The following is a 21,574-nucleotide window of genomic DNA, read 5'->3' on the forward strand; positions in this document are numbered from 1 at the left end:
TTCATCTCAGGCGGCGCGCCATGACACAAGCCATAACATTCCATCGCCACACCCTCGTCCCAGGAGAAAGACACGGGAAGACGCCTTCTTCATCCCTCGCTTCATCCCTCGGCTCTCCGCTGACGCCAATATCTGAGCGCGACCGGGACCAGCGCCAGAACTCCCAGAATGGAAAGAGCGAGCGCCAACTGGGGCGTCAACAGGCTGCCTGCACCGAATTCGATCGTGCAGTCGGTCCGGCCGGCCGCCAGGCACTGGCTGCGAAGCATCTCGTGTCGGGCAACGACCTCGTCCAGGCCCGACCCTGCGAAGGCAAAGGCGAGGCAGATCGGCAGCATGCCGATCTGGGTCGCGAGCAGGAAAGGCCGCAATCGCATGCCGAAGAACGCGGCGGCCAGGTTCGTGAGCCAGAACGGGATCACGGGAATCAGACGCAGGGAGAGGAGATAGAGAAACGCTTCGCCCCGAAAGCCTGCGGCCAAGTTCTGGATCCGAGGGCCTGCCCGCCGCAGCAGGGGCCGACCGATGGCGGTCCGGGCGATCAGGAAGATGTTGGCCGCGCCCAATGTCGCCGCAATGGAGGCAGCGAGGCCGCCGACCGCCCAGCCGAAGAGATAGCCGCCGATTGCGCTCAACAAGGCGGAGACCGGCAAAGACAGGGTCACGGCCGCCACATAGATCGCGATGAAGAGCCCGAGCATCCCCAGGCGATGGGACACAACGAGTTCTCGCAGCCAAGCTTGGGAGCGGATGAAGGCCTCGAGGGTCAGGGACCGGTGCAGCCCGGTGACGAACACGGCTCCGACCGCCATCAGGAGCAGGATCAGGGGCAAGGCGCGCCAGATCGACCCGCTTGCCTTTGCACTGGCGGAATTCGGCTCTGTTGCGACCACGGACTCTCCTGAATGGGCATGCTATGGAGTATTCGATAGCCTAACGCCCACCGCCCCACTTCGGGCCGACAGGCGCCGGGCCGATTGCCGCATAAAGGCCAGAGCGGCGTTGACTTTGCCCTACCATTCCGTCATAAGCCCGCAAGCTGACAGCGCTCTTCTGGGGCGCTGATCGTTTTTTCGAAACAGTTTCGGGGGAAACCCCATCAAACCAGACGGGCGCGAGCCATCGAGCACCGCTGCCCCATTCGACCGGAGATGTGCCGTGAAGAGGACGTATCAACCGAGCAAGCTGGTTCGCAAGCGCCGCCACGGCTTCCGTGCGCGCATGGCGACCAAGGGTGGCCGCAAGGTCATTGCCGCTCGCCGCGCCCATGGCCGCAAGCGCCTTTCGGCGTAAGCAGCCTATTGGGATCGCCCGATGCGCGAGCCTCGCGCAGAGCTGAGCCTCGGGCGTCTGACGAAAAGACCTGACTTCGTCGCGGCGGCCTCTGGCCGCCGCTTTCATACCGAGCGGATGTCGGTCCAGGCTCGGCTGCGCGAGGGTTCGGGCCTCGGCCTGCGCTTCGGCCTCACGGTGACGAAGCGGGTCGGCCACGCCACCGAGCGAAACCGGATCAAGCGCCGGCTCCGGGCCGCCATCCCCACGGCCGGCCGGGATTACGCAACGATCGATGCGGATATCGTCGTCATCGGACGGCGCGACATCCTCTCCGCCGATTTCGACGTGCTCATCGACGATCTTCGGCGCGCCCTGCGGACGGTCACCAAGCCGAAAAGCGCCGCTCCCGCAGAGCGTACCAAATCCTCCTCACCTCCCTCCAACGGCGAGCGTCGCGGACATTCCCATGCGTGAAGACAACAAAAACCTCATCATCGCCATCGCCCTGTCGCTGGCGGTTTTGCTAGGCTGGCAATACTTCTTTGCGGCTCCTCAGGCCGAAAGACAAAGGCAGGCCGCCCAGCAGGCGCAATCCACGCAGGTCAATCCCAACGCGCCGAACGCGCCCGCGAGCCCGAGCCAGGCCGGCGGGGCCTCGCCCACGGTGCCGGGAACGGTCCCGAGCACTCCCTCGGCTCCAACCATCCAGACTCGTGAGGCAGCCCTCGCCGCCTCGCCCCGCGTGGCCATCGACACGCCCTCCATCGCCGGCTCGATCAATCTGCGCGGCGGCCGCATCGACGACGTGTCCCTGAAGAACTATCGCGAGACGGTCGATCCCAAGAGCCCGATCATCGTGCTTCTGTCGCCCACCGGCGTCCAGAATCCCTATTACGCGGAATTCGGCTGGCTCGGCACCCAGGCCGGCAGCCTGCCGAACCAGAATACCGTGTGGACGGCCGACAAGACCTCGCTCTCCTCCGGCAGCCCCGTCACCCTGACCTGGCAGAACGAACAAGGGCTCGTTTTCCGCCGCACGATCTCGGTCGACGACAAGTTCATGTTCACGGTGAAGGATGCGGTCGAGAACCGCGGCACGGCGCCCGTGACCCTGCAATCCTACAGCCTCGTCTCGCGTCACGGCCGCCCCGTCACGCTCGGCTACTATGTGCTGCACGAGGGAATGATCGGCGTTCTCGGCGACGAGGGCCTGCAGGAAATCACCTACGCGAACCTGGACAAGAAGGAGCCGATCTCGGGCGGCAACACGGTCGGCCAGATCTGGAATTCGGTCACCGGCGGCTTCCTCGGCATCACCGACAAGTACTGGGCCGCCGCCGTCATTCCCGACCAGACGCAGCCTTTCCAGGGCTCCTTCACCTCGCAGCAGGGCCAGACGACCGATCGCACCTACCAGGCCACGATCGCCGGCGCGTCGCAGACGCTCCAGCCCGGCGCGACCACGGAAGTGACCCAGCGCCTCTTCGCCGGCGCCAAGGAGGTCGCGACCGTCGACAACTATCATGTGACCTACGGCATCAAGAACTTCGATCTCCTGATCGACTGGGGCTGGTTCTACTTCATCACCAAGCCGCTCTTTAAGGTGCTCGACTTCTTCTTCCGCCTGTTCGGCAATTTCGGCATCGCGATCCTGCTGGTCACGGTGTTGCTGAAGATCCTGTTCTTCCCGCTCGCCAACAAGTCCTACCGGTCCATGGCGAAGATGAAGGCAGTGCAGCCGGAGATGGCCTCCATCCGCGAGCGCTACGGCGACGACAAGATGAAGCAGCAGCAGGCGTTGATGGAGCTCTACCGCAAGGAGAAGATCAATCCGGTCGCGGGCTGCTGGCCGGTGCTGATCCAGATCCCGGTGTTCTTCGCGCTCTACAAGGTGCTGTTCGTCACCATCGAAATGCGCCATGCGCCGTTCTTCGGCTGGATCCGCGACCTCGCCGCGCCCGATCCGACCACGATCTTCAACCTGTTCGGCCTCCTGCCCTACAACCCGGGCGCGGTGCCGGTCATCGGCCACTTCCTGATGCTCGGCGTTTGGCCGATCATCATGGGCATCACCATGTGGCTGCAGATGAAGATGAATCCGGAGCCGCCGGACCCGGTTCAGAAGCAGGTCTTCGCCTGGATGCCGGTGATCTTCACCTTCATGCTCGGCTCGTTCCCTGCCGGCCTCGTGATCTACTGGGCCTGGAACAACCTGCTCTCGGTGACCCAGCAGGGCTTCATCATGAGGCGCAACGGCGTGAAGATCGAACTCTTCGACAATCTGCGCAAGACTTTCAGCCGCAAGCCAAGCGCTGCCAAGAGCTGAAGCGGATAAAGACCGAATGCGATCATCCCCGGGCCTCGTCCCGGGGATTTTCGTTTGGCCCCCTGCCGCCGCTTGTCGCGATTTTCTCTGGCCGCCCCGCCTCTATATTCTCAAGGGTCGAGACGGAGCGTGACAGGCCATGAGTGCCCCAGAAAGCCGGCTGAAGCGGAGTTCCAAAGCCGATGTTCCGCCCCGTGAGGTCGAGCTGAAGCTCGAACTCGCCTCCGGGACCCTCGACGAGTTGCTTGCCCATCCGGCCCTGTCTTGTCTCACGCCCCTGGCCGACCAGAGCGGACAGCTCCATGCGATCTATTTCGATACGGACGATCACACCCTTTACCGGGAGGGCATAAGCCTGCGCATCCGACACCGAGGCGGAACCGCCGTCCAGACCATCAAGGCCGAAGGCTCCAAGGGAAGCCTCGCCATGGACCGCAGCGAATGGGAGACCCCGGTCGACGGCGAACTCGACCTGTCCGCCGCGGCCGGGACGGCGCTCGAAGCGCTTCTGACGGATGAGGCGACGCGGGAGAGCCTCAAGCCCGTCTTCACGGTCGATATGGACCGACAGGCCTTCGAAGCGGAACTCGACGATGCTCTGATCGAGGTGGCGCTCGACCGGGCCAAGGCATCCGGCAAGCACCAGGAGGTCGCCTTTTCCGAAGTTGAGCTGGAGCTGAGGAAGGGAAGTCCTGCCGCTCTCTTCGCTTTCGCCCGACGCCTCGGCGAGACGATTCCCTTGCGCCTGTCCACGGTAACGAAATCGGAGCGCGGCTACCGGCTTCTGGAGACCGCATCGCTTCAGCCGTTCCGCGCCGAACCGATCGAGCTGCTGAAGAACGCCACCTGCGCCGAGGCCTTTCAACGCGTTGCGCGGGCATGCCTGACCCAGATGCTGCGGAACGAAGCTCTCGTGCGGCAGACGCAGGATCCCGCATCCCTGCACCAGATGCGGGTGGGCCTGCGCCGCCTGCGCGCTGCCATCTCCCTGTTCGGGAAACAGCTGCTGACGGATCCCGAGAGCACGACGATCAAAGGCGATCTGCGCTGGGCCGGACAGGCGATGGGCTATGCGCGCGACCTCGACGTCCTTCTGGAGCGGATCACCTCCACGAAGGCCGAGTACGACAAATCGCAGATCGGGAAGGTCAAGCGGCACCGGGCCGGGGCTTACCGCGACCTGCTCCAGACCCTCGAATCGCGCCGCTTCATGGATGTGGTGCTCAAGGCGGCGGCCTGGATCGAAGCCGGAGACTGGACGACATCCGAGGCGCCCGAATTGAAGCAGGCCCGGGATCGCCTCGCTCGGGATTTCGTCTCGGACGAGTTGTCCCGCCGTTTCAAGCGCATCCTCAAGATTGCCAAGCGCCTGAGGAAGCGCAGCGAGGAGGAACGCCACGAGCTGCGGATCCGCATCAAGAAACTGCGCTACGGCTCCGAATTCTTCGCTGCACTCTTCCCATCCAAGAAAAAGCAGAAGCGCCGCAGGAAGCTCGCTGCCATTCTGGAGGAGCTTCAGGAGAAACTCGGCGAACTGCACGATCTGGCGGTCAGCGGCTCCCTCGTCCCCTCCCTGGTCGAAACCTCGCCCAAGCAGGCCGAGCGGCGGCGAGAGAAGCTTCTCGACAAGAGCAAGTCTGCTGCGAAATCCCTCGCCAAGATCGATCCCTTCTGGCCGTAAAGGCGCCCTGGCGCCTTGAACAATGCGAGCCGAGCGCCGATAAGGGCCCCCATGACCGAGACAAGCCCCCCGAACCAGGACGTCGACCCCTTTCTCGAAATCGGCCGCAAGCTCTTTGCCGGCGAAGCCGATTTCATCTGGGCCGCCAATGCCCTGAACAACCTGCCGCCCATGAGCAAGGTGGAGATCGCCTTTGCGGGGCGCTCCAACGTGGGCAAGTCGAGCCTCGTCAACGCGCTGACCGGGCGCAACACGCTCGCCCGCACCTCGCACACGCCGGGTCGCACCCAGCAGCTCAATTTCTTTAATATCAACGACCGCTTCCACCTCGTCGACATGCCCGGCTACGGCTTTGCCGCCGTCGAGAAGCAGAAAGTGCAGGCCTGGACGCAGCTGATCCACGATTACCTGCGCGGAAGGGCGAGCCTCGCCCGCGTCTACGTGCTGATCGACGCCCGCCACGGCATCAAGCCGGTGGACGAGGCTGTGCTAGAGACCCTCGGCACGGCCGCCGTCTCATACCAGATCGTGCTGACCAAGGCGGACGAGCTGAAGCCCGGCGAGCTCGAAAAGCGCATGGCGGACACCCTGAAGAAGATCGAGAAGCGGGCAGCCGCCTTCCCCGAGATCCTGCCGACCTCGAGCCGGACGGGCTTCGGCATCCCGGAGCTTCGCGCGGGTATCGCCAGGCTCTTGAGCGAAAGAGGCGCAGTGTGACTCTTGCTGCCCGCCTGCTGCTCGTGCTCGCCTCCCTGGCAGGCCTCCTCGGCGTCGGCCTCTCCGCCGCCGCGGCCCACGTTACCGGTGGCAACCTCGCCACGGCAGCACAGTTCCTGCTCTTCCACGCCCCTGCCCTCCTCGCCCTCGTGGCGCTGATCGCAGTGGGCGCCGTGAACCCGATGCTGGGCCAGATTGCCGGCTACGTGCTGGTGCTCGGCCTCGCCCTGTTCTGCGGCGATCTCTCCCGCCGCGCCTTTTCCGGAGTGGCGCTGTTTCCAAGGGCGGCGCCGACGGGAGGTATCCTCCTCATGCTCGGCTGGGTTCTCATCGGAGCCTCAGCCCTTCTTCGCCTGAGAGCCTGAAGTCTCTGTTTGCAGCGGCCCATCCTTGGGCTAGAACGCAGGCCGTTTGATCCTTATGTCCGCGCCGGAGCCGTTCATGTCCGATCCGTCCACGCCCCTTCCCGACGTTCATGTGCAGGCCGAGGTGCTTGTGCAGGCGCTGCCGCACATGCAGCGCTACGACCAGCAGGTGGTGGTGATCAAGTATGGCGGCCATGCCATGGGCGACCGTGCGGCGGCCGAGGATTTCGCCGAGGACGTGGTGCTGCTCGAGCAATCGGGCATCAAGCCCATCGTCGTCCATGGCGGCGGCCCGCAGATCGGCAAGATGCTGGAAAAGCTCGGCATCAAGTCCGAATTCAAGGGCGGGCTGCGCGTGACGGATTCGGCCACCGTCGAGGTGGTCGAGATGGTGCTCGCCGGCTCCATCAACAAGCAGATCGTCGGCTGGATCGGGGCCGAGGGCGGCAAGGCGGTGGGCCTGTCCGGGAAGGACGGCAATATGGTCACCGCCCGCAAGGTGACCCGCACGGCGGTCGATCCCGATTCCAACATCGAGAAGGTGGTGGATCTCGGCTTCGTCGGCGAGCCGGAGCATGTGAACCGGGCGGTTCTCGACCAGGTGCTCCAGGCCGAGCTGATCCCCGTCCTCGCGCCGGTCGCCACTGGCCACGACGGCCAGACCTACAACGTGAATGCCGACACCTTCGCCGGCGCCATCGCGGGCGCCCTGACGGCGAAGCGCCTCCTGCTCCTCACCGACGTTCCGGGCGTTCTCGACAAGAACAAGAACCTCATCCCGGAAATGACCATCGAGGATTGCCGTCGCCTGATCGCCGACGGCACCATCACGGACGGCATGATCCCGAAGATCGAGACCTGCATCTATGCCCTGGAAAAGGGCGTCGAGGCGGTGGTCATCCTGGACGGCAAAGTGCCGCATGCGGTGCTGCTGGAACTGTTCACCGACCACGGCGCTGGCACCCTGATCCGCAGGGGGTAGGGCTTCGCCCTTCACGAGGGGGCCAATAACGCCTATATTGAAGTCAGTGGGGCCGCACGGCCCCATTGTCGTCTCTGAAGATCCATGAACGCGAAGCCTGCTTTCGAGAACCATCTGTCTTCCGCCGATTCCCGCCTCTTCTCGCATGTGGAGACGTGGGTCTTCGACCTGGACAACACCCTCTACCCGCACACCTCGCGGGTCTGGCCGCAGATCGACCAGCGCATCACCCTCTACGTCACGGAATTGTTCGGCATCGACGGGCTGTCCGCGCAGGCGCTGCAGAAATATTTCTACCACAAATACGGCACGACCCTTAAGGCGCTGATCGACGAATACGACATCGATCCGATGGACTTTCTCGATTTCGCGCACGACATCGACCACACGGATATCGAGCTGAACCACGGCCTCGGCGAGGCGATCCAGAAGCTACCGGGCCGCAAGCTCATTCTCACCAATGGCTCGCGCAAGCATGCGGAGAACGTGGCGAGGAAAATCGGCATCCTCGACTGTTTCGAGGACGTGTTCGACATCGCCGCTTCCAACTTCGTGCCGAAGCCGGACCGGCGCGCCTATGAGATCTTTCTCGAGAAGCACGGAGTGGAGCCCGCCCGCTCCGCCATGTTCGAGGATATCGCCAAGAACCTGACCGTGCCGCATGAACTCGGCATGACCACGACCCTGATCGTGCCCAAAACCTTCGATCCGTTCCGGGAAAGCTTCGAGCAGGAGGCGGTCAAGACGCCGGAAATCGACTACATCACCAACGATCTGGCGGATTTTTTGAAGGCTTATGCGTTGCCGGTGAAGTAACGGCCAACCGCGACGTCATCCCCGGACTTGTTCCGGGGACCCACGTCTTTGCATGATAGGGCCCTAAGGCGTGGATGGCCGGGACAAGCCCGGCCATGACGAGTATGTTTCGGTCAGTCGGCTGCAGCGCTGACTTAAGCAGCCTTCGTGTTGATCTTGCTCTCGGCGATCCGGTTGAGCTTCTGATCCGTGGATTTTTCCTGATCCAGGATCTGGTGCAGGACGCCGGCGCAATCCTCGCGGCCGAGCTGCTTGGCCCAGGCGACGAGCGTGCCGTAGCGGGTGATCTCGTAATGCTCCACCGCCTGCGCGGCGGCGAGCAGGGCGGCGTCGAGAACCTGCGGATCGTCGATGTCGCCGGCAATGTCCTGCGCCTCGTCGATGATGCCGTCGATCGCCGGGCAGGTCACGCCCTTCGGATCGTGGCCGTGCATGCGGAACACCTGCTCGACCATCTGGATCTGCTGCTCGGTTTCGCCGAGATGGGTCTGGAAGGCCTGCTTCAGCTGCGGATCGCTCACCTTCTCGATCATTTCCGGCAGCGCTTTCGTGATCTGCTGCTCGGCATAGTAAATGTCCTGCAGAGTATGGATGAAGAGATCATCCAACGACTTGATGTCTTTCGACAAAAGGCCCATAGCGCAATCCTTCCCGGGTTCTGAGAAAAGCCAACGTGCGAGCGCCATCAAACTGGCGCCTCGTTCAGCCTGGGAAGAACGTTGCGGGCGGATGCCGGTTCCGGCCTAATCCACAGCCCTCAGATTCCGGCCCTGAAGGCGCAGCCACTCGGCCCTGGCCTCCGTTTCGCTCTCGTCGAATTCGAGGGCTTCGATCCTCTCGCCGCGCTTCGCGATCTTGTCGGCGGAGACCCTGATCTGCGCCACATCGTCCTGCGCCTGGCGGAAGTGCGCATCGAGCTTCGCCACGCGGGAATCGAGCCGCCCCACATCCTCCAGCAGCTTCTGTACCTCGACCTGGATCACCCGCGCCTCCTCCCGGATGCGGGCATCGCGCACGAGCGCCTGCATGACCTGGATCGCCAGGGTCAGAAGAGAGGGTGAGACGATGACGATGCGGGCGCGATGAGCCTTCTGCACCACGTCGTCGAAATGCTCGGCGAGATCCGCATAGATCGATTCCGCCGGCACGAAGAGCATGGCGATGTCCTGGGTCTCGCCCGGGATCAGGTATTTCTCGGAAATGTCCTTCACATGGACCAGCATGTCGTTGCGCACCCGCGCCGCGGCACGGTTTCTCGCCTCGTCGCCCTTGGCTTCGCGGAACAGGGTAAAGCCCTCCAGGGGGAACTTGGCGTCGATGACGAGCCCGCGCTCGTCGCCGGGCAGGCGCACGAGGCAGTCGGGCCGGGTGCGGTTCGACAGGGTGGCCTGGAAGGCGAAGGCATTGGCCGGCAGCCCGTCGCGGACGATCGCCTCCATCCGCCCCTGGCCATAGGCGCCGCGGGTCTGCTTGTTCGAGAGGATGTCCTTGAGACCCACGATCTCGCCGGTGAGGTTCGTCAGGTTCTGCTGCGCGGCATCGATCACGGCGAGACGCTCGTTGAGCTTGGACAGGTTCTCGCTCTGGTGGCGGGTCGAGGTCTCGAGCCCCTGGCCGACCCGGTGCTGCAGCCCGTCGATCCGCTCCGAGATCATGCGGGCAAAGTCGCTCTGGCGGGAACCGAACACCTCGGCCATGGTCCGCATCCGGCCAGTCATCTCCGACTGGATCCGGGTGAGCTCCGCCACCCTGTCGTCCATCTCCCGCGCCCGCTCGTCGGCGACGGCGGCCTCCACGGCCCGGTCCCGGCGGGTGCGCAGGAGCAGGAGGGTGACGATGAACAGGAGAACGAGGCTTAACCCCGCCATGCCCATCACGGCCTGCCCCCAGGTCAAGGAGGTTTTGCCGAGGGTCAGGACGATGTCGTTCATCGGGCATAGGGTTCCGGTTGACGGGTGCATCCGAACACAAGTGCCTCGTGCGGAAAAGCGGATTCCGCTTTTCCGCGAGAACGATGCACCATGAATGACAGGCATCGGACGAGTCCCAAAAGCGGACCTACTTTTGGGTCCGATGCTGGAAACGAACGATTTGACCATCCTCAGCTAAGCGCTTATCTCCCGCGATCATGAGCATCAAACCCCTCGTCATCCTCCCCGATTCCAAGCTCCGCCTGATCTCCGAGCCTATCAAGGAGGTCACGGGCGAGATCCGCCGGCTGGCGGATGACATGCTGGAAACCATGTACGACGCCCCCGGCGTGGGCCTTGCCGCGATCCAGATCGGAATGCCGGTCCGCATGGTCACCATGGACGTGTCGAAATCCGAGGAGGAACGGCAGCCGCTGGTGCTCATCAATCCGGAGATCACTTGGGTTTCGGAGGAGAAGCGCGTCTACGAGGAAGGCTGCCTCTCGATCCCGGAATATTACGAGGAGGTCGAGCGGCCTGACCGGGTCCGCTTCCGCTTCATGAACCTGAAGGGCGAGACCATCGAGCAGGACGCGGATGGGCTGCTCGCCACCTGCGTGCAGCACGAGATCGACCACCTCAACGGCGTCCTCTTCATCGACTACCTGTCGAAGCTCAAACGCGACCGGGTGATGACCAAGTTCAAGAAGGCCGCCAAGCGCGAGGCCGGGGCATGAGCCTGCGCGTCGTCTTCATGGGCACGCCCGATTTCGCGGTGCCCACCCTGTCCGAGATCGTCGGGCAGGGCCATGACGTGGTCGCCGTCTATACCCGCCCGCCGGCCGCCGCCGGGCGCGGCATGGAGTTGAAGCCCTCACCCGTCCATAAGATGGCCGATCGGTTTGGGCTCCCCGTGCTGACGCCCAAGACCCTGCGCACGGAGGAGGCCGCCGAGATCTTCCGCAGCCACGATGCCGATGTGGCCGTGGTGGTCGCCTACGGCATGCTGCTGCCGAAGACGATCCTCGAGGCGCCTGAACTCGGCTGCCTCAACCTGCATGGCTCGCTGCTGCCGCGCTGGCGCGGAGCCGCTCCGATCCAGCGGGCGGTCATGGCCGGCGACAGGGAGACCGGCGTCGCCGTCATGAAGATGGAGGAAGGCCTGGATACGGGTCCCGTCGCCATGGCCGAACGCGTCGCGATCGCGCCCGACATGAATGCGGGCGAGTTGCACGACCGGCTGATGGTTCTCGGTGCCGATCTCATGGTGCGGGCCCTCGCCGCCTTGTCCCGCGGGGGCTTAAGCTTCACCCCGCAGCCCGAGGATGGAGTGACCTATGCCCACAAGATCAAGAACGAAGAAGCCCTGATCGACTGGTCGAAGCCTGCCCAGGCGGTGCACGATCATGTTCGCGGCCTCTCGCCCTTCCCCGGCGCCTATTTCACCGCCGATTTCGGCAAGGGCCAGGAGCGCGTGAAAGTGCTGCGGGCGACACTGGCTTCTGGTTCGGGCGCCCCAGGGACACTCCTCGACAGCAATGGTATAATTTCCTGTGGCGACGGGGCCATCCGCTTGATCCAGGTTCAGCGAGCCGGCAAGGGACCCGTATCCTTCGAGGAATTCTTACGCGGGGTGAGGCTTAGTCCGGGCGCCCGCTTCGGGTGAGTCATGACCAGAATCCGTCTGGAGGAATCCATCGACTGGCCGGCGATCTATGCCATCTACGATGCCGCATTCGCGCAAACAGCGGAGGCCGACCTCGTGCGCAACATGGACAGAGACGGCGACCTGATCCTCTCGCTCGTGGCGTATGACGGGAAGCCGGCAGGGCATATCGCCTATTCTCACCTGGCCCTGCATGAAACCCCTTCTGTCAAAGCCTGCGTGCTGGCGCCGCTCGCTGTCTCGCCTTCCTTCCAGCATCAAGGCGTCGGGACGGCTCTGGTCCGGGAGAGCCTGCAGCGCCTGACGGATGACGGATTCGATCTCGTCGTGGTTCTCGGCGAGCCATCCTATTACGGGCGGTTTGGTTTCGATCCGAAGCTGGCGCAGAACCTGAAAACGCCCTATGACGGGCCCTATCTCCAGGCGCTTGCCCTGTCCGACGACGGGAGACGGGCCCATGGTCCGGTCGCCTATGCCCGGGCCTTTGCAGAATTGACGTAGACATGCCTCGCTACAAGCTTGTCGTCGAGTATGACGGCACGCCCTTCACCGGTTGGCAGCATCAGACCAACGGCCTCTCCGTGCAGCAGGCGGTGGAGGATGCCATCGCGCGCTTCACCGGCAGCGCCGTGCGGATCCATTGTGCCGGCCGCACCGATTCCGGCGTCCATGCCACCCATCAGGTCGTCCATGTGGACCTCGAGAAGGAATGGCGGCCGGACACGGTGCGTGACGCCACCAACGCGCATCTCAAGCCGGCTCCGGTCGCGATCCTCTCGGCACGGATCGTGCCGGAGACCTTCAACGCCCGCATCTCGGCCTTGAAGCGCCACTACGTCTACCGGATCCTCAACCGCCGGGCACCGCCGACGCTGGACGCGAGCCGGGTCTGGCACGTGGCGTGGAAGCTCGACGCCGAGGTCATGCACGAGGCCGCGCAGATGCTGATCGGGCGGCACGACTTCACCACGTTCCGCGCTGCCGAATGCCAGGCGAACAGCCCGATCCGCACCCTCGACCGGCTCGACGTGGAGCGGATCGGCGAGGAGATCCGCATCTATGCCTCCGCCCGCTCGTTCCTGCACCATCAGGTGCGCTCGATGACGGGGACCCTGGAGCGCGCAGGCGCCGGGCGCTGGTCGGTGGAGGATGTTCGCGCGGCCCTGGACGCAAAGGACCGCAAGCGCTGCGGCCCGATGGCGCCGTCGACCGGGCTCTACCTGATCGGCGTGGATTATCCGGAACTAGCCTAGCAGGCTCCGCATCGCGCTCGCCACGGCCGCGTTGAGCACGATCCCGAGGACGACGATGCCCAGGGCCGGCAGGCTTGAGAGCCCCAGGGTCGCCTTGGTGGCGAACCATTGCATTCTCACGATGATGATCGCGAAGGCGAGGCTGAAGAGACTGGCGAGGCCCGGAGGCGCCCATCCGAGGAGCATGAGGATCGCCGGCACGGAGAGCACCAGCATGCCGATGACGGAGATCCAATTCGTCACGATGACGAAGGGGACATAGGCCGTCTCCAGCCGCAGCCAGCGCGCGATCCAGATCATCGCCACCGGCAGGGCAATGAAGCCCGCCACATGGCCGAGGGCGACGACCATATCGACCCATAGATTGTCGAGCAGCGCACGGTCGGGCTGGAGCAGGCCGAGGCGGAGGCGCTCGAAGGCGAGAGAAACCACATAGGCCGGAAGGGTCAGCCAGAGCGCCGTGAAGGAGCGCCAGAAGCCGTGCTCGCTCATGTCGAAGGATTTCAGGCCCTCCGACCTGCTGTTGAGCAGGTCGAGCGTTCCTCTGAACGAGCGGTTGACCTCATCAGCCGTGACGATCATGAGCGGCCCCTTCGTGGCAGGCGGTTGCCCACGAAAATGGACGGAAGCTTCAAAACGTTCCGGCTATTCTTCGACTTTAGTCTAAATAGTCAAGGTCTTCGCTCGTCCTCAAAGGCTGGCTCATAAGGGGTTTTTGCCCCTAAGCCCTCATCCTGAGGGCCGCCGCAGGCGGCGTCTCGAAGGACGAGGGCGCCTCCAGTGCGCTCTGGATCCTCCTTCGAGACGCCCGCTCCGCAGGCTCCTCAGGATGAGGTCGAGAGATTGATGAGCAAGACTTTCAGGCGGCGAAATAGGCGTCGAGCACCTTGCGGTAAATCACTGCCAGACGGTCGAGATCCGCGACTGCCACGCGCTCGTCGATCTGGTGCATGGTCTGGCCGACGAGGCCGAACTCGACAACCGGGCAGTCCTTCACAATGAAGCGAGCGTCCGAGGTGCCACCCGTCGTCGAGAGTTTCGGCTTCGAGCCGGTCTCGGCTTCGATGGCATCGGCGATGAAGCTCACGAAGGCATTCGGCGGCGTGAGGAAGGCGACCGCATTGGTCGGCTCGACCTTCAGGGTGTAGCGCACTTTGTTGCCGGCGGCGTCCCTCAGCCGGCGCTCGATCTCCGCCTCCAGGCTGTGCGGCGTCCAGAGGTCGTTGAAGCGGACATTGAAGGTCGCCTTCGCCTCCGCCGGGATCACATTGGCCGCCGGATTGCCCACATCGACCGTGGTCACTTCCAGGTTGGAGGCGTCGAAATGATCCGTCCCCCGGTCGAGCGGCTCCCGCAGGAGCCCGTCGAGCAGACGCATCATGCCCGGGATCGGATTGTCCGCGAGATGCGGATAGGCCACGTGCCCCTGCTTGCCTTCGACGACGATCCGGCCCGTGAGCGACCCGCGCCGCCCGATCTTGATCATGTCGCCGAGCTGGTTCGGGTTCGTCGGCTCGCCGAGGATGCAATGGTCGAAGCGCTCGCCCCGGCCCTTCGCCCATTCGAGCAGCTTGACCGTGCCGTTGACGGCCGGCCCCTCCTCGTCCCCCGTGATCAGGAAGCCGATGGAGCCCTTGAAGTCCGGATTGTCGCGGATGAAATCGAGCGCGCCTGCCATCATGCAGGCGATGCCGCCCTTCATGTCGACCGCGCCGCGCCCATAAAGCTCGCCGCCATGGATCTCACCGCCGAACGGATCGTATTGCCACCGGCTCACATCGCCCGGCGGCACCACATCCGTATGCCCGGCGAAGAGCAGATACGGCTTGCCCGAGCCGTAGCGGGCATAGAGGTTCTCCACATCCGGCGTGCCGGGTTCGGAGAAGACCGGGCGATGGACCTCGAACCCCGCTTCCTTCAGCACCCTCTCGATGAAGGCGAGCGCCCCGCCCTCCTCCGGCGTCACGGAGGGGCAGCGCAGGAGGGATTGGGCGAGAGCGAGGGGGGAAGTGTCCATCGGATCAGTCCCGCAACAGCTCGTTGATCCCCGTCTTCGCCCGGGTCTGGGCGTCGACGCGCTTGACGATGACGGCGCAGTAGAGGGACGGGCCGGGGGTGCCGTCCGGGAGCGGCTTGCCGGGGAGCGAGCCGGGAACGACCACGGAGTACGGCGGCACACGGCCGACGAAGACCTCGCCGGTGTTGCGGTCGACGATCTTGGTCGAGGCGGAGATGAAGACGCCCATGGAGAGCACCGAGCCCTCGCCGACGACCACGCCTTCGACAACCTCGGAGCGGGCGCCGATGAAGCAGTTGTCCTCGATGATGGTCGGGTTGGCCTGGAGCGGCTCGAGCACGCCGCCGATGCCGACGCCGCCGGAGAGGTGCACGTTCTTGCCGATCTGGGCGCAGGAGCCGACCGTCGCCCAGGTATCGACCATGGTGCCCTCGTCCACATAGGCGCCGAGATTGACGAAGGACGGCATCAGGATGACGTTTGGCGCGATATAGGCGCCGCGTCGGACGGTGCAGTTCGGCACGGCGCGGAAGCCCGCTGCCTTGAACTCGATCTCGGACCAGTTGTCGAACTTGGAGGGCACCTTGTCCCACCAGACCGCATTGCCCGGCCCGCCCTTGATGATGCCCATGTCGTTGAGGCGGAAGGAGAGCAGCACGGCCTTCTTCAGCCATTGATGCACCTGCCACTCAGTGCCGGTCTTCTCGGCGACGCGCGCCTTGCCGGCATCGAGGAGGCTCATCGCCTCCTCCACGGCCTCGCGGACCGCTCCCGTGGTGGAAGGCGTCACATTGGCCCGGTCTTCCCAGGCGGCGTCGATGGTTTGGGCAAGGTTGGACATCTGCAACTCGAAGCAAGAATGGTGATGCGGCCTGATTAGCAACGGCGCTCCGGCCTGTCACGTCATCATCTGCCTTTGACCCAATATGCCCCTCACGTCATGGCCGGACTTGTTCCGGCCACCCACGTCTTTGCAGCGCTATTGTTCTCAAGACGTGGGTCCCCGGAACAAGTCCGGGGATGACGGCGAGGGTGATGATGGAGGTGGTCGCCTCAGAACGATGTGCGCTGGCGGATCGCGGCGGAGAGCGTGCCCTCGTCGAGATAATCGAGCTCGCCGCCAACGGGCACGCCGTGGGCGAGCTTCGTCACCTTGATGGGCAGATGGGCGAGAAGCTCGGTGATGTAATGGGCGGTGGTCTGCCCGTCGACGGTGGCGTTCAGCGCCAGGATCGCTTCCGCGACAACAGGCTCGGAAGCGCGGGCGACGAGGCTGTCAAGGTTCAGGTGCTCGGGCCGCACGCCGTCGAGCGGCGAGAGCACGCCGCCGAGCACGTGATATTTCGCGTTGACCGCGCCCGAGCGCTCCAGCGCCCAGAGGTCCGACACGTCCTCGACCACCACGAGGATCGACGGATCGCGCTTGGCATCCCGGCAGATCGTGCAGGGATCGGACGTATCGACATTGCCGCAGGACGAGCACACGACGATGCGCTCGTTAGCGATGCGCATGGCATCGCTCAACGGGTTGAGCAGCGTCTCGCGCTTCTTGATGAGATGCAACGCCGCGCGCCGCGCCGAGCGTGGGCCCAAGCCCGGCAGGCGGGCGAGAAGCTGGATCAGGCGCTCGATCTCGGGGCCGGCAACGTGCTGGGCCATTCAAGTTCTCATTTTATCGCATCGCTTCATGCGAAGAACCGGTATCCACTTCTTCGCGCGATGCTCAGAACAGCTTCAGGCCCGGAGGCAGGGGCAGGCCCTTGGTGATGCTTTCCATGCGCTCCTGAGCGGCGCGCTCGGCCTTGCCCTTGGCGTCGTTCATGGCGGCGACGATGAGATCCTCGAGGATCTCCTTCTCGTCGGGATTCATGAGCGAGGGGTCGATGTTGATCGACTTGAGGCTGCCCTTGCCGGTCACCTTCACGGTCACCACACCGCCGCCGGACGAACCGTCGACTTCGAGAGTGTCGAGCTCGGCCTGGGCGTCCTGCAGCTTCTGCTGCATCGCCTGAGCCTGCTTCATCAGTCCCATGATGTCCTTCATGACCGTATCCTTGAATTAAAACAGATCGTCGTCTTCCTCGGCCTCGTGCGCAGCGAGCGCATCCTCTTCGCCGAGGATCTCGGTTTCCGCGTCCTCGCCGGCCTTCGCGCGCTCGATCACGTTGACGATCTGCGCGCCGGGAAATTTCGAAAGCACCGCCTGCACGAGGGGATGGTTGGCAGCCCCCTCCCTGCGCTCGCGTTCGGCCGCGACCGCCTTTTCGTGCAGGGTCTGCTGCCCCTCCTGCGTGGAGAGCGCCACCATCCAGCGCTCGCCGGTCCATTGCTGGAGCGCGCGGGTGAGGTCGTTGGCGATGGTGCGGCTGCCGCCTTCGATGAGGCTGAGCTCGATCCGGCCTTCCTCGAAACGGACGAGGCGCACCTCCCGTTCGAGCTGGGCCTTCAGCACGATCTCGCGCTTCTCGCCGGCGAGCGCCACCACATCCTCGAAGCGGCGAAGCCGCATGGTCGGCTCGGGCTGCGCGGCCTGAGGGCGTGGCTGCGGATGCGGTTGCGAGGTCGCAAGTGCCATATTGCCGGAGGTCGCAGGACCGGAGGGTCGCGGCGCCGGCGCGGAAGGACCACCGGATGGCACCGGAGCGCCGTCCTTCAACGCGCGCAGGGCCTCGTCCGGCGTCGGCAGGTCGGCCGCATAGGCGAGACGCACGATCACCATTTCCGCCGCTGCGATCGGGCGGTTGGACGATTGGACCTCGGGGATGCCCTTCAGAAGGATCTGCCAGGCGCGGGACAGGGTGCGCACGGAAAGCTTTTGCGCGTAATCGGTGCCGCGGGTGCGCTCGATCTCGGAGAGAGCAGGATCCCGCGCCGCCTCGGGGATCAGCTTGAGGCGGGTGACGATATGCGAGAAAGCGGCGAGATCGGACAGGATCACGGCCGGATCGGCGCCGGCATCGTACTGCGCGCGCAAGCTCGCGAAGGCTGCCGGCACGTCGCCGCGCATCACCGTCTCGAACAGGTCGATCACCTGGGTGCGGTCGGCGAGGCCGAGCATGTCGCGCACGGTGTCGGGGGTCACGAGGCCGGCGCCATGGGCGATGGCCTGGTCCATGAGCGAGAGCGAATCGCGCGCCGAGCCTTCCGCCGCGCGGGCGATGGCGGCGAGCGCCTCCGGCTCGGCCTGCACGCCTTCAGCCTGGCAGATGCGGCCGAGATGGGCGACGAGCTTGTCGGCCTCGATGCGGCGCAGGTCGAAGCGCTGGCAGCGCGACAGGATCGTGACCGGAACTTTTCGGATCTCGGTGGTGGCGAAGATGAACTTCGCGTGCGGCGGCGGCTCCTCCAGCGTCTTCAGGAAGGCGTTGAACGCCTTCTCCGAGAGCATGTGGACCTCGTCGATGATGTAGACCTTGTAGCGGGCCGACACGGGAGAATAGCGGATACCGTCGATGATCTGGCGGACGTCGTCGATACCCGTATGGGAGGCGGCGTCCATCTCGAGCACGTCCACGTGCCGCGATTCCATGATCGCCTCGCAATGGACTCCGAGCTCGGGCATGTGGATGGTCGGCTTACCCGAGCCGTCGGCCTTCTGGTAGTTCAGGCCGCGGGCGAGAATGCGGGCCGTCGTGGTCTTGCCGACGCCGCGGACGCCGGTGAGCATCCAGGCCTGCGGAATGCGGCCGGTCTCGAAGGCGTTCGAGAGGGTGCGCACCATCGCCTCCTGACCGATCAGATCGTCGAAGGTTCTGGGGCGGTATTTTCGGGCAAGGACGCGGTAGGGAGAGGCCGGCGCCGTTGATGCCGGCGCGGCGGGGAAGCCCGGCAGGGCCGGCTCGTCGTTCAGGGGCGTGCCGGCTGTGGTATCGTCCATCGACTGCAAGGCTTTGGAGAAACTTTTTTAGGTGGGAGGCTGGACGAAGACCCGTTCGGTCTCGTTAGGGCTGCTTCCTTCCGGACCTGACCCGGTTGGCGAGTGAGACGTCCCTCGCCAACCTCCCACCGGCTATATGGGCGGTTCGGGCGGGAAACGCAAGTTGGAAACGAGACGGCTCGATGGTCATCCCCGCTCTCCACTGCCCGCCGTGTCATTCCCGGCCGGAGCGCAGCGAAGGGGAAGGGAATCCATCAGCGAAGCGCTTGATCGTGGATCCCCTTCCCTCGCCTTCGGCTCGCCGGGGATGACATTCGAGGTTCGGGCTGACATTGCGCCGCAGGCTCGGTTACATAGCACCATGACATTCCAGCTCGATTCCCGCCTCGAAGCCGACACGATCCCCGTCGGCGACCTCGCCCTCTCATCCGTCCTGCTTCTGAACGACGCACGCTTTCCCTGGTTCGTGCTGGTGCCGCGCGTCGAGGGGGTGAGCGAGATCACCGATCTGTCGGAGGAGCATTCGGCCCAGCTGATGCAGGAGATCCGCATCGCCACCAAAGTGATGCTGGAGCTCTCGAAGCCCGACAAGGTGAATGTGGGGGCGCTGGGCAACATCGTGACGCAGCTTCATGTCCACGTGATCGGCCGCTTCCGCTCCGATCCGGCCTGGCCCGGTCCCGTCTGGGGCTTTGGTGCCCGGACGCCCTATCCCGACCATGCGGCGAGCTCCCTGATCGAGCGCGCTGCCGCCCTCTTCGCATCGGCCTGACCCCATGAACCGACCCATCGCCTATATCTCGAACCCGCTCGTGCGCCACAGCGCCGAGCGGGACCCGGAGGCCCTCGCCAAGGCGGCGCAGGATCCCCGCACCGCCATGATCGTCCTCGCCGGCGACGTGCCGATCCTGCGGGCCGGCGAGCCTGGAACGAGCCTGCATCCCGCCTCCTTCCTGAGCCGTTTCCCGGATCATCGCGAGCAGGTTTTCCTCGGGACCCTGGGAGAGCGCCCAGTCGTGGCGACCCTGGCAGCCGCCGAGGCCGCGGAGCAGTTCCAGGACGATCCGGCTTTCGCCGTCGTCGACCTGCGCTCGATCGCGGTACGCGGCCTCGTGCCGGCGGATGAGCTGGGGATGCTCGCCATGGCAAAATCGCTGCTCGACTGGCACCGGCGCCACCGCTTCTGCGCCAATTGCGGCGCGCCCACCACGCTGGCGCAGGCCGGGTTCCGGCGCGACTGCGCGTCCTGCGGCGCCCAGCATTTCCCGCGCACCGACCCGGTGGTGATCATGCTGATCACCCGCGGCGACAAGTGCCTGATGGGCCGCCAGCCGCGATTCGCGGAAAAGATGTATTCCTGCCTCGCGGGTTTCCTGGAGCCGGGCGAGACCATCGAGGATGCGGTGCGCCGCGAGACCTTCGAGGAGGCCGGCATCCGGGTCGGCGCGGTGCGCTACATGACCTCGCAGCCCTGGCCGTTTCCCTCGAACATCATGATCGGCTGCATCGGCGAGGCGCTGACCGACGAGATCACCTTCGACGGCGAGGAGCTGGAGGACGCCCGCTGGTTCACGAAGGAGGATCTCCGGCAGATGCTGGCGGGCACCCACGCGCATTTCAACTCCCCCGCCCCGATCGCCATCGCGAACCACCTCGTCCGGGAGTGGGTGAGGGAATAAGCGTCTGAGAAGCGTCATTTCGGACGAGCGAAGCGAGATCCGGGATTGCGAGACGAGGATGGCGCGTGAACCTCGACGTTGTCATCCCCGCGGCGGCGGGGATCCAGACCCACGCCGTCTCAGGTCGAGACGATCCGCGTCGTTCTGCAGCGTCAGCGGCTATGGATCCCGGATCTCCGCTCCGCTTCGTCCGGGATGACAGCGCGTCACTCGTCCCGGGATGATGTTTCCCTCCCGCGTCATCCCGCCCTCCGCCGTCATCCCCGGGCTTGTCCCGGGGACCCACGTCTTCGAGACCGGAATCCTCGCCCTCCCATGTCGTCACCTCCCCGGACTTGTTCCGGGGATCAGTGCCGGTGACCTCGATGCGGTGAGGCGCCGCGCCTCCCAAGACGTGGGTGGCCGCAACAAGTGCGGCCATGACGGTAGAGGGTGCGACCGGCCGAGGAGCTCAACACTGCTTGTCAAAGCGCCAGCACCTTCAGGCCCGCAGCTTGCGCTGCGGGCCGTCAAGGTCGAGGGAGGCGTGACGGGCAGCCCGGCTCGCTTTTGTGTGTGAAATGCTCAGAGCCGGATTGCTCGTCGCACACGGTTTGTTTCAGCGGACCCGGATCAAGCCCGGATCGGCCACCCGCGATCACCGGCTTGCGAGGCCTGCGGCGGGACCGCTCTCCGCCCCGTTCTTGCGACGCCTCGCGAGCGCGCCCCTCGGCGGGCGGGCGAGGATGGCGAATGATATAGCCGAGCTTCGCATTTCTGTCAAGAACAAAGAAAGAACATAACGTTGCCCTCATCCCCATCCCCGCCCCTCGCCGTCATGGCCGCACTTGGTGCGGCCACCCACGTCTTCAAGAACCGCGACGCTGCCAAGACGTGGATACCCGCGACAAGCGCGGGCATGACGCGGTGGGTATCACGACGGCGGAGGATGGGATGACAGCAGAGGGTCGCATGACGGAGAGGGTGCCGTGAGGGGCGGTGTCATTCCCGGCCGAAGATGGCGCAGCCAT

At 64.9% G+C, this 21,574-nt stretch carries 23 protein-coding genes and 1 other RNA gene; 14 read left to right on the top strand and 10 right to left on the bottom strand.

Features of this window, described 5'->3' with window-relative positions; genetic code table 11:
* Positions 1 to 101: 101 nt before the first annotated feature.
* Positions 102 to 893, bottom strand: coding sequence for a VTT domain-containing protein (locus JKL46_RS11585; RefSeq protein ID WP_201832935.1), 792 nt, complete (start codon positions 891 to 893; stop codon positions 102 to 104).
* Between the two features lie 265 nt (positions 894 to 1,158).
* Between JKL46_RS11585 and rpmH the strand changes: the two genes are divergently transcribed.
* The 8 genes from rpmH to JKL46_RS11625 all read left to right on the top strand — a co-directional run bounded on the left by rpmH (position 1,159) and on the right by JKL46_RS11625 (position 8,162).
* On the top strand, positions 1,159 to 1,293 hold the full coding sequence (gene rpmH / locus JKL46_RS11590; protein WP_027314822.1) for a 50S ribosomal protein L34: 135 nt from the start codon (positions 1,159 to 1,161) through the stop codon (positions 1,291 to 1,293).
* Positions 1,294 to 1,314: 21 nt separating this feature from the next.
* Complete coding sequence (rnpA, locus tag JKL46_RS11595; protein WP_201832936.1) at positions 1,315 to 1,749, top strand: ribonuclease P protein component; 435 nt, start codon at positions 1,315 to 1,317, stop codon at positions 1,747 to 1,749.
* Positions 1,742 to 3,601, top strand: coding sequence for a membrane protein insertase YidC (gene yidC, locus JKL46_RS11600; protein ID WP_201832938.1), 1,860 nt, complete (start codon positions 1,742 to 1,744; stop codon positions 3,599 to 3,601). Before rnpA ends, yidC begins: the two co-directional genes overlap by 8 nt.
* 139 nt (positions 3,602 to 3,740) lie before the next feature.
* Complete coding sequence (locus JKL46_RS11605) at positions 3,741 to 5,282, top strand: CYTH and CHAD domain-containing protein (RefSeq protein WP_201832940.1); 1,542 nt, start codon at positions 3,741 to 3,743, stop codon at positions 5,280 to 5,282.
* Between the two features lie 51 nt (positions 5,283 to 5,333).
* A complete protein-coding gene (yihA, locus tag JKL46_RS11610) occupies positions 5,334 to 5,999 on the top strand; it encodes a ribosome biogenesis GTP-binding protein YihA/YsxC (RefSeq protein WP_201832942.1) in 666 nt (221 codons plus the stop codon).
* Complete coding sequence (locus JKL46_RS11615) at positions 5,996 to 6,364, top strand: DUF423 domain-containing protein (protein ID WP_201832945.1); 369 nt, start codon at positions 5,996 to 5,998, stop codon at positions 6,362 to 6,364. Before yihA ends, JKL46_RS11615 begins: the two co-directional genes overlap by 4 nt.
* A gap of 76 nt (positions 6,365 to 6,440) precedes the next feature.
* Positions 6,441 to 7,346: an acetylglutamate kinase gene (gene argB / locus JKL46_RS11620; protein WP_201832947.1), complete on the top strand. Its 906-nt coding sequence runs from the start codon at positions 6,441 to 6,443 to the stop codon at positions 7,344 to 7,346.
* A gap of 84 nt (positions 7,347 to 7,430) precedes the next feature.
* Positions 7,431 to 8,162 (top strand): pyrimidine 5'-nucleotidase, encoded by a 732-nt coding sequence (locus tag JKL46_RS11625; RefSeq protein WP_201832949.1) that lies wholly within the window; start codon positions 7,431 to 7,433, stop codon positions 8,160 to 8,162.
* A gap of 134 nt (positions 8,163 to 8,296) precedes the next feature.
* On the opposite strand, the gene JKL46_RS11630 is transcribed toward JKL46_RS11625, so the two are convergent.
* Positions 8,297 to 8,800, bottom strand: coding sequence for a YciE/YciF ferroxidase family protein (locus tag JKL46_RS11630; RefSeq protein ID WP_201832951.1), 504 nt, complete (start codon positions 8,798 to 8,800; stop codon positions 8,297 to 8,299).
* A gap of 105 nt (positions 8,801 to 8,905) precedes the next feature.
* A complete protein-coding gene (locus JKL46_RS11635) occupies positions 8,906 to 10,093 on the bottom strand; it encodes a DNA recombination protein RmuC (RefSeq protein ID WP_201832953.1) in 1,188 nt (395 codons plus the stop codon).
* Between the two features lie 197 nt (positions 10,094 to 10,290).
* Here JKL46_RS11635 and def point away from each other — a divergent pair, with 197 nt between their 5' ends.
* From def to truA, 4 genes are read left to right on the top strand one after another with little or no spacing between them, the layout of a single operon-like run.
* The gene (gene def / locus JKL46_RS11640) at positions 10,291 to 10,809 is read left to right on the top strand and encodes a peptide deformylase (protein WP_201832955.1); all 519 of its coding nucleotides are present in this window, start codon (positions 10,291 to 10,293) and stop codon (positions 10,807 to 10,809) included.
* Positions 10,806 to 11,738, top strand: coding sequence for a methionyl-tRNA formyltransferase (gene fmt / locus JKL46_RS11645; protein WP_201832956.1), 933 nt, complete (start codon positions 10,806 to 10,808; stop codon positions 11,736 to 11,738). Before def ends, fmt begins: the two co-directional genes overlap by 4 nt.
* A gap of 3 nt (positions 11,739 to 11,741) precedes the next feature.
* Positions 11,742 to 12,239 (top strand): GNAT family N-acetyltransferase, encoded by a 498-nt coding sequence (locus tag JKL46_RS11650; RefSeq protein WP_201832958.1) that lies wholly within the window; start codon positions 11,742 to 11,744, stop codon positions 12,237 to 12,239.
* 2 nt (positions 12,240 to 12,241) lie between these two features.
* Positions 12,242 to 12,991, top strand: coding sequence for a tRNA pseudouridine(38-40) synthase TruA (truA, locus tag JKL46_RS11655; RefSeq protein ID WP_201832960.1), 750 nt, complete (start codon positions 12,242 to 12,244; stop codon positions 12,989 to 12,991).
* Here truA and JKL46_RS11660 read toward each other — a convergent pair.
* From JKL46_RS11660 to ffs, 7 genes are all read right to left on the bottom strand, one after another.
* Entirely contained in the window at positions 12,983 to 13,573 is a 591-nt protein-coding gene (locus JKL46_RS11660; protein WP_201832962.1) for a hypothetical protein, read from the bottom strand. The genes truA and JKL46_RS11660 overlap by 9 nt on opposite strands.
* Positions 13,574 to 13,850: 277 nt before the next feature.
* Positions 13,851 to 15,008, bottom strand: a complete 1,158-nt coding sequence (gene dapE, locus JKL46_RS11665; RefSeq protein ID WP_201832964.1) for a succinyl-diaminopimelate desuccinylase — start codon at positions 15,006 to 15,008, stop codon at positions 13,851 to 13,853.
* A 4-nt stretch (positions 15,009 to 15,012) separates the two neighbouring features.
* On the bottom strand, positions 15,013 to 15,849 hold the full coding sequence (gene dapD / locus JKL46_RS11670) for a 2,3,4,5-tetrahydropyridine-2,6-dicarboxylate N-succinyltransferase (RefSeq protein ID WP_425493257.1): 837 nt from the start codon (positions 15,847 to 15,849) through the stop codon (positions 15,013 to 15,015).
* A 212-nt stretch (positions 15,850 to 16,061) separates the two neighbouring features.
* Complete coding sequence (recR, locus tag JKL46_RS11675; protein WP_201832965.1) at positions 16,062 to 16,667, bottom strand: recombination mediator RecR; 606 nt, start codon at positions 16,665 to 16,667, stop codon at positions 16,062 to 16,064.
* A 64-nt stretch (positions 16,668 to 16,731) separates the two neighbouring features.
* Positions 16,732 to 17,052, bottom strand: a complete 321-nt coding sequence (locus JKL46_RS11680; protein ID WP_201832966.1) for a YbaB/EbfC family nucleoid-associated protein — start codon at positions 17,050 to 17,052, stop codon at positions 16,732 to 16,734.
* A 15-nt stretch (positions 17,053 to 17,067) separates the two neighbouring features.
* Positions 17,068 to 18,885: a DNA polymerase III subunit gamma/tau gene (locus JKL46_RS11685; RefSeq protein WP_201832967.1), complete on the bottom strand. Its 1,818-nt coding sequence runs from the start codon at positions 18,883 to 18,885 to the stop codon at positions 17,068 to 17,070.
* 30 nt (positions 18,886 to 18,915) lie between these two features.
* Positions 18,916 to 19,012: signal recognition particle sRNA small type (gene ffs / locus JKL46_RS11690), an RNA gene on the bottom strand.
* A 234-nt stretch (positions 19,013 to 19,246) separates the two neighbouring features.
* Between ffs and JKL46_RS11695 the strand changes: the two genes are divergently transcribed.
* Positions 19,247 to 19,657, top strand: coding sequence for an HIT domain-containing protein (locus JKL46_RS11695; RefSeq protein WP_201832968.1), 411 nt, complete (start codon positions 19,247 to 19,249; stop codon positions 19,655 to 19,657).
* Between the two features lie 4 nt (positions 19,658 to 19,661).
* A complete protein-coding gene (gene nudC / locus JKL46_RS11700) occupies positions 19,662 to 20,564 on the top strand; it encodes an NAD(+) diphosphatase (protein ID WP_201832969.1) in 903 nt (300 codons plus the stop codon).
* Positions 20,565 to 21,574 lie beyond the last annotated feature (1,010 nt).

It is taken from the genome of Microvirga zambiensis WSM3693 (genome assembly GCF_016735695.1).
Lineage (GTDB): Bacteria > Pseudomonadota > Alphaproteobacteria > Rhizobiales > Beijerinckiaceae > Microvirga > Microvirga zambiensis.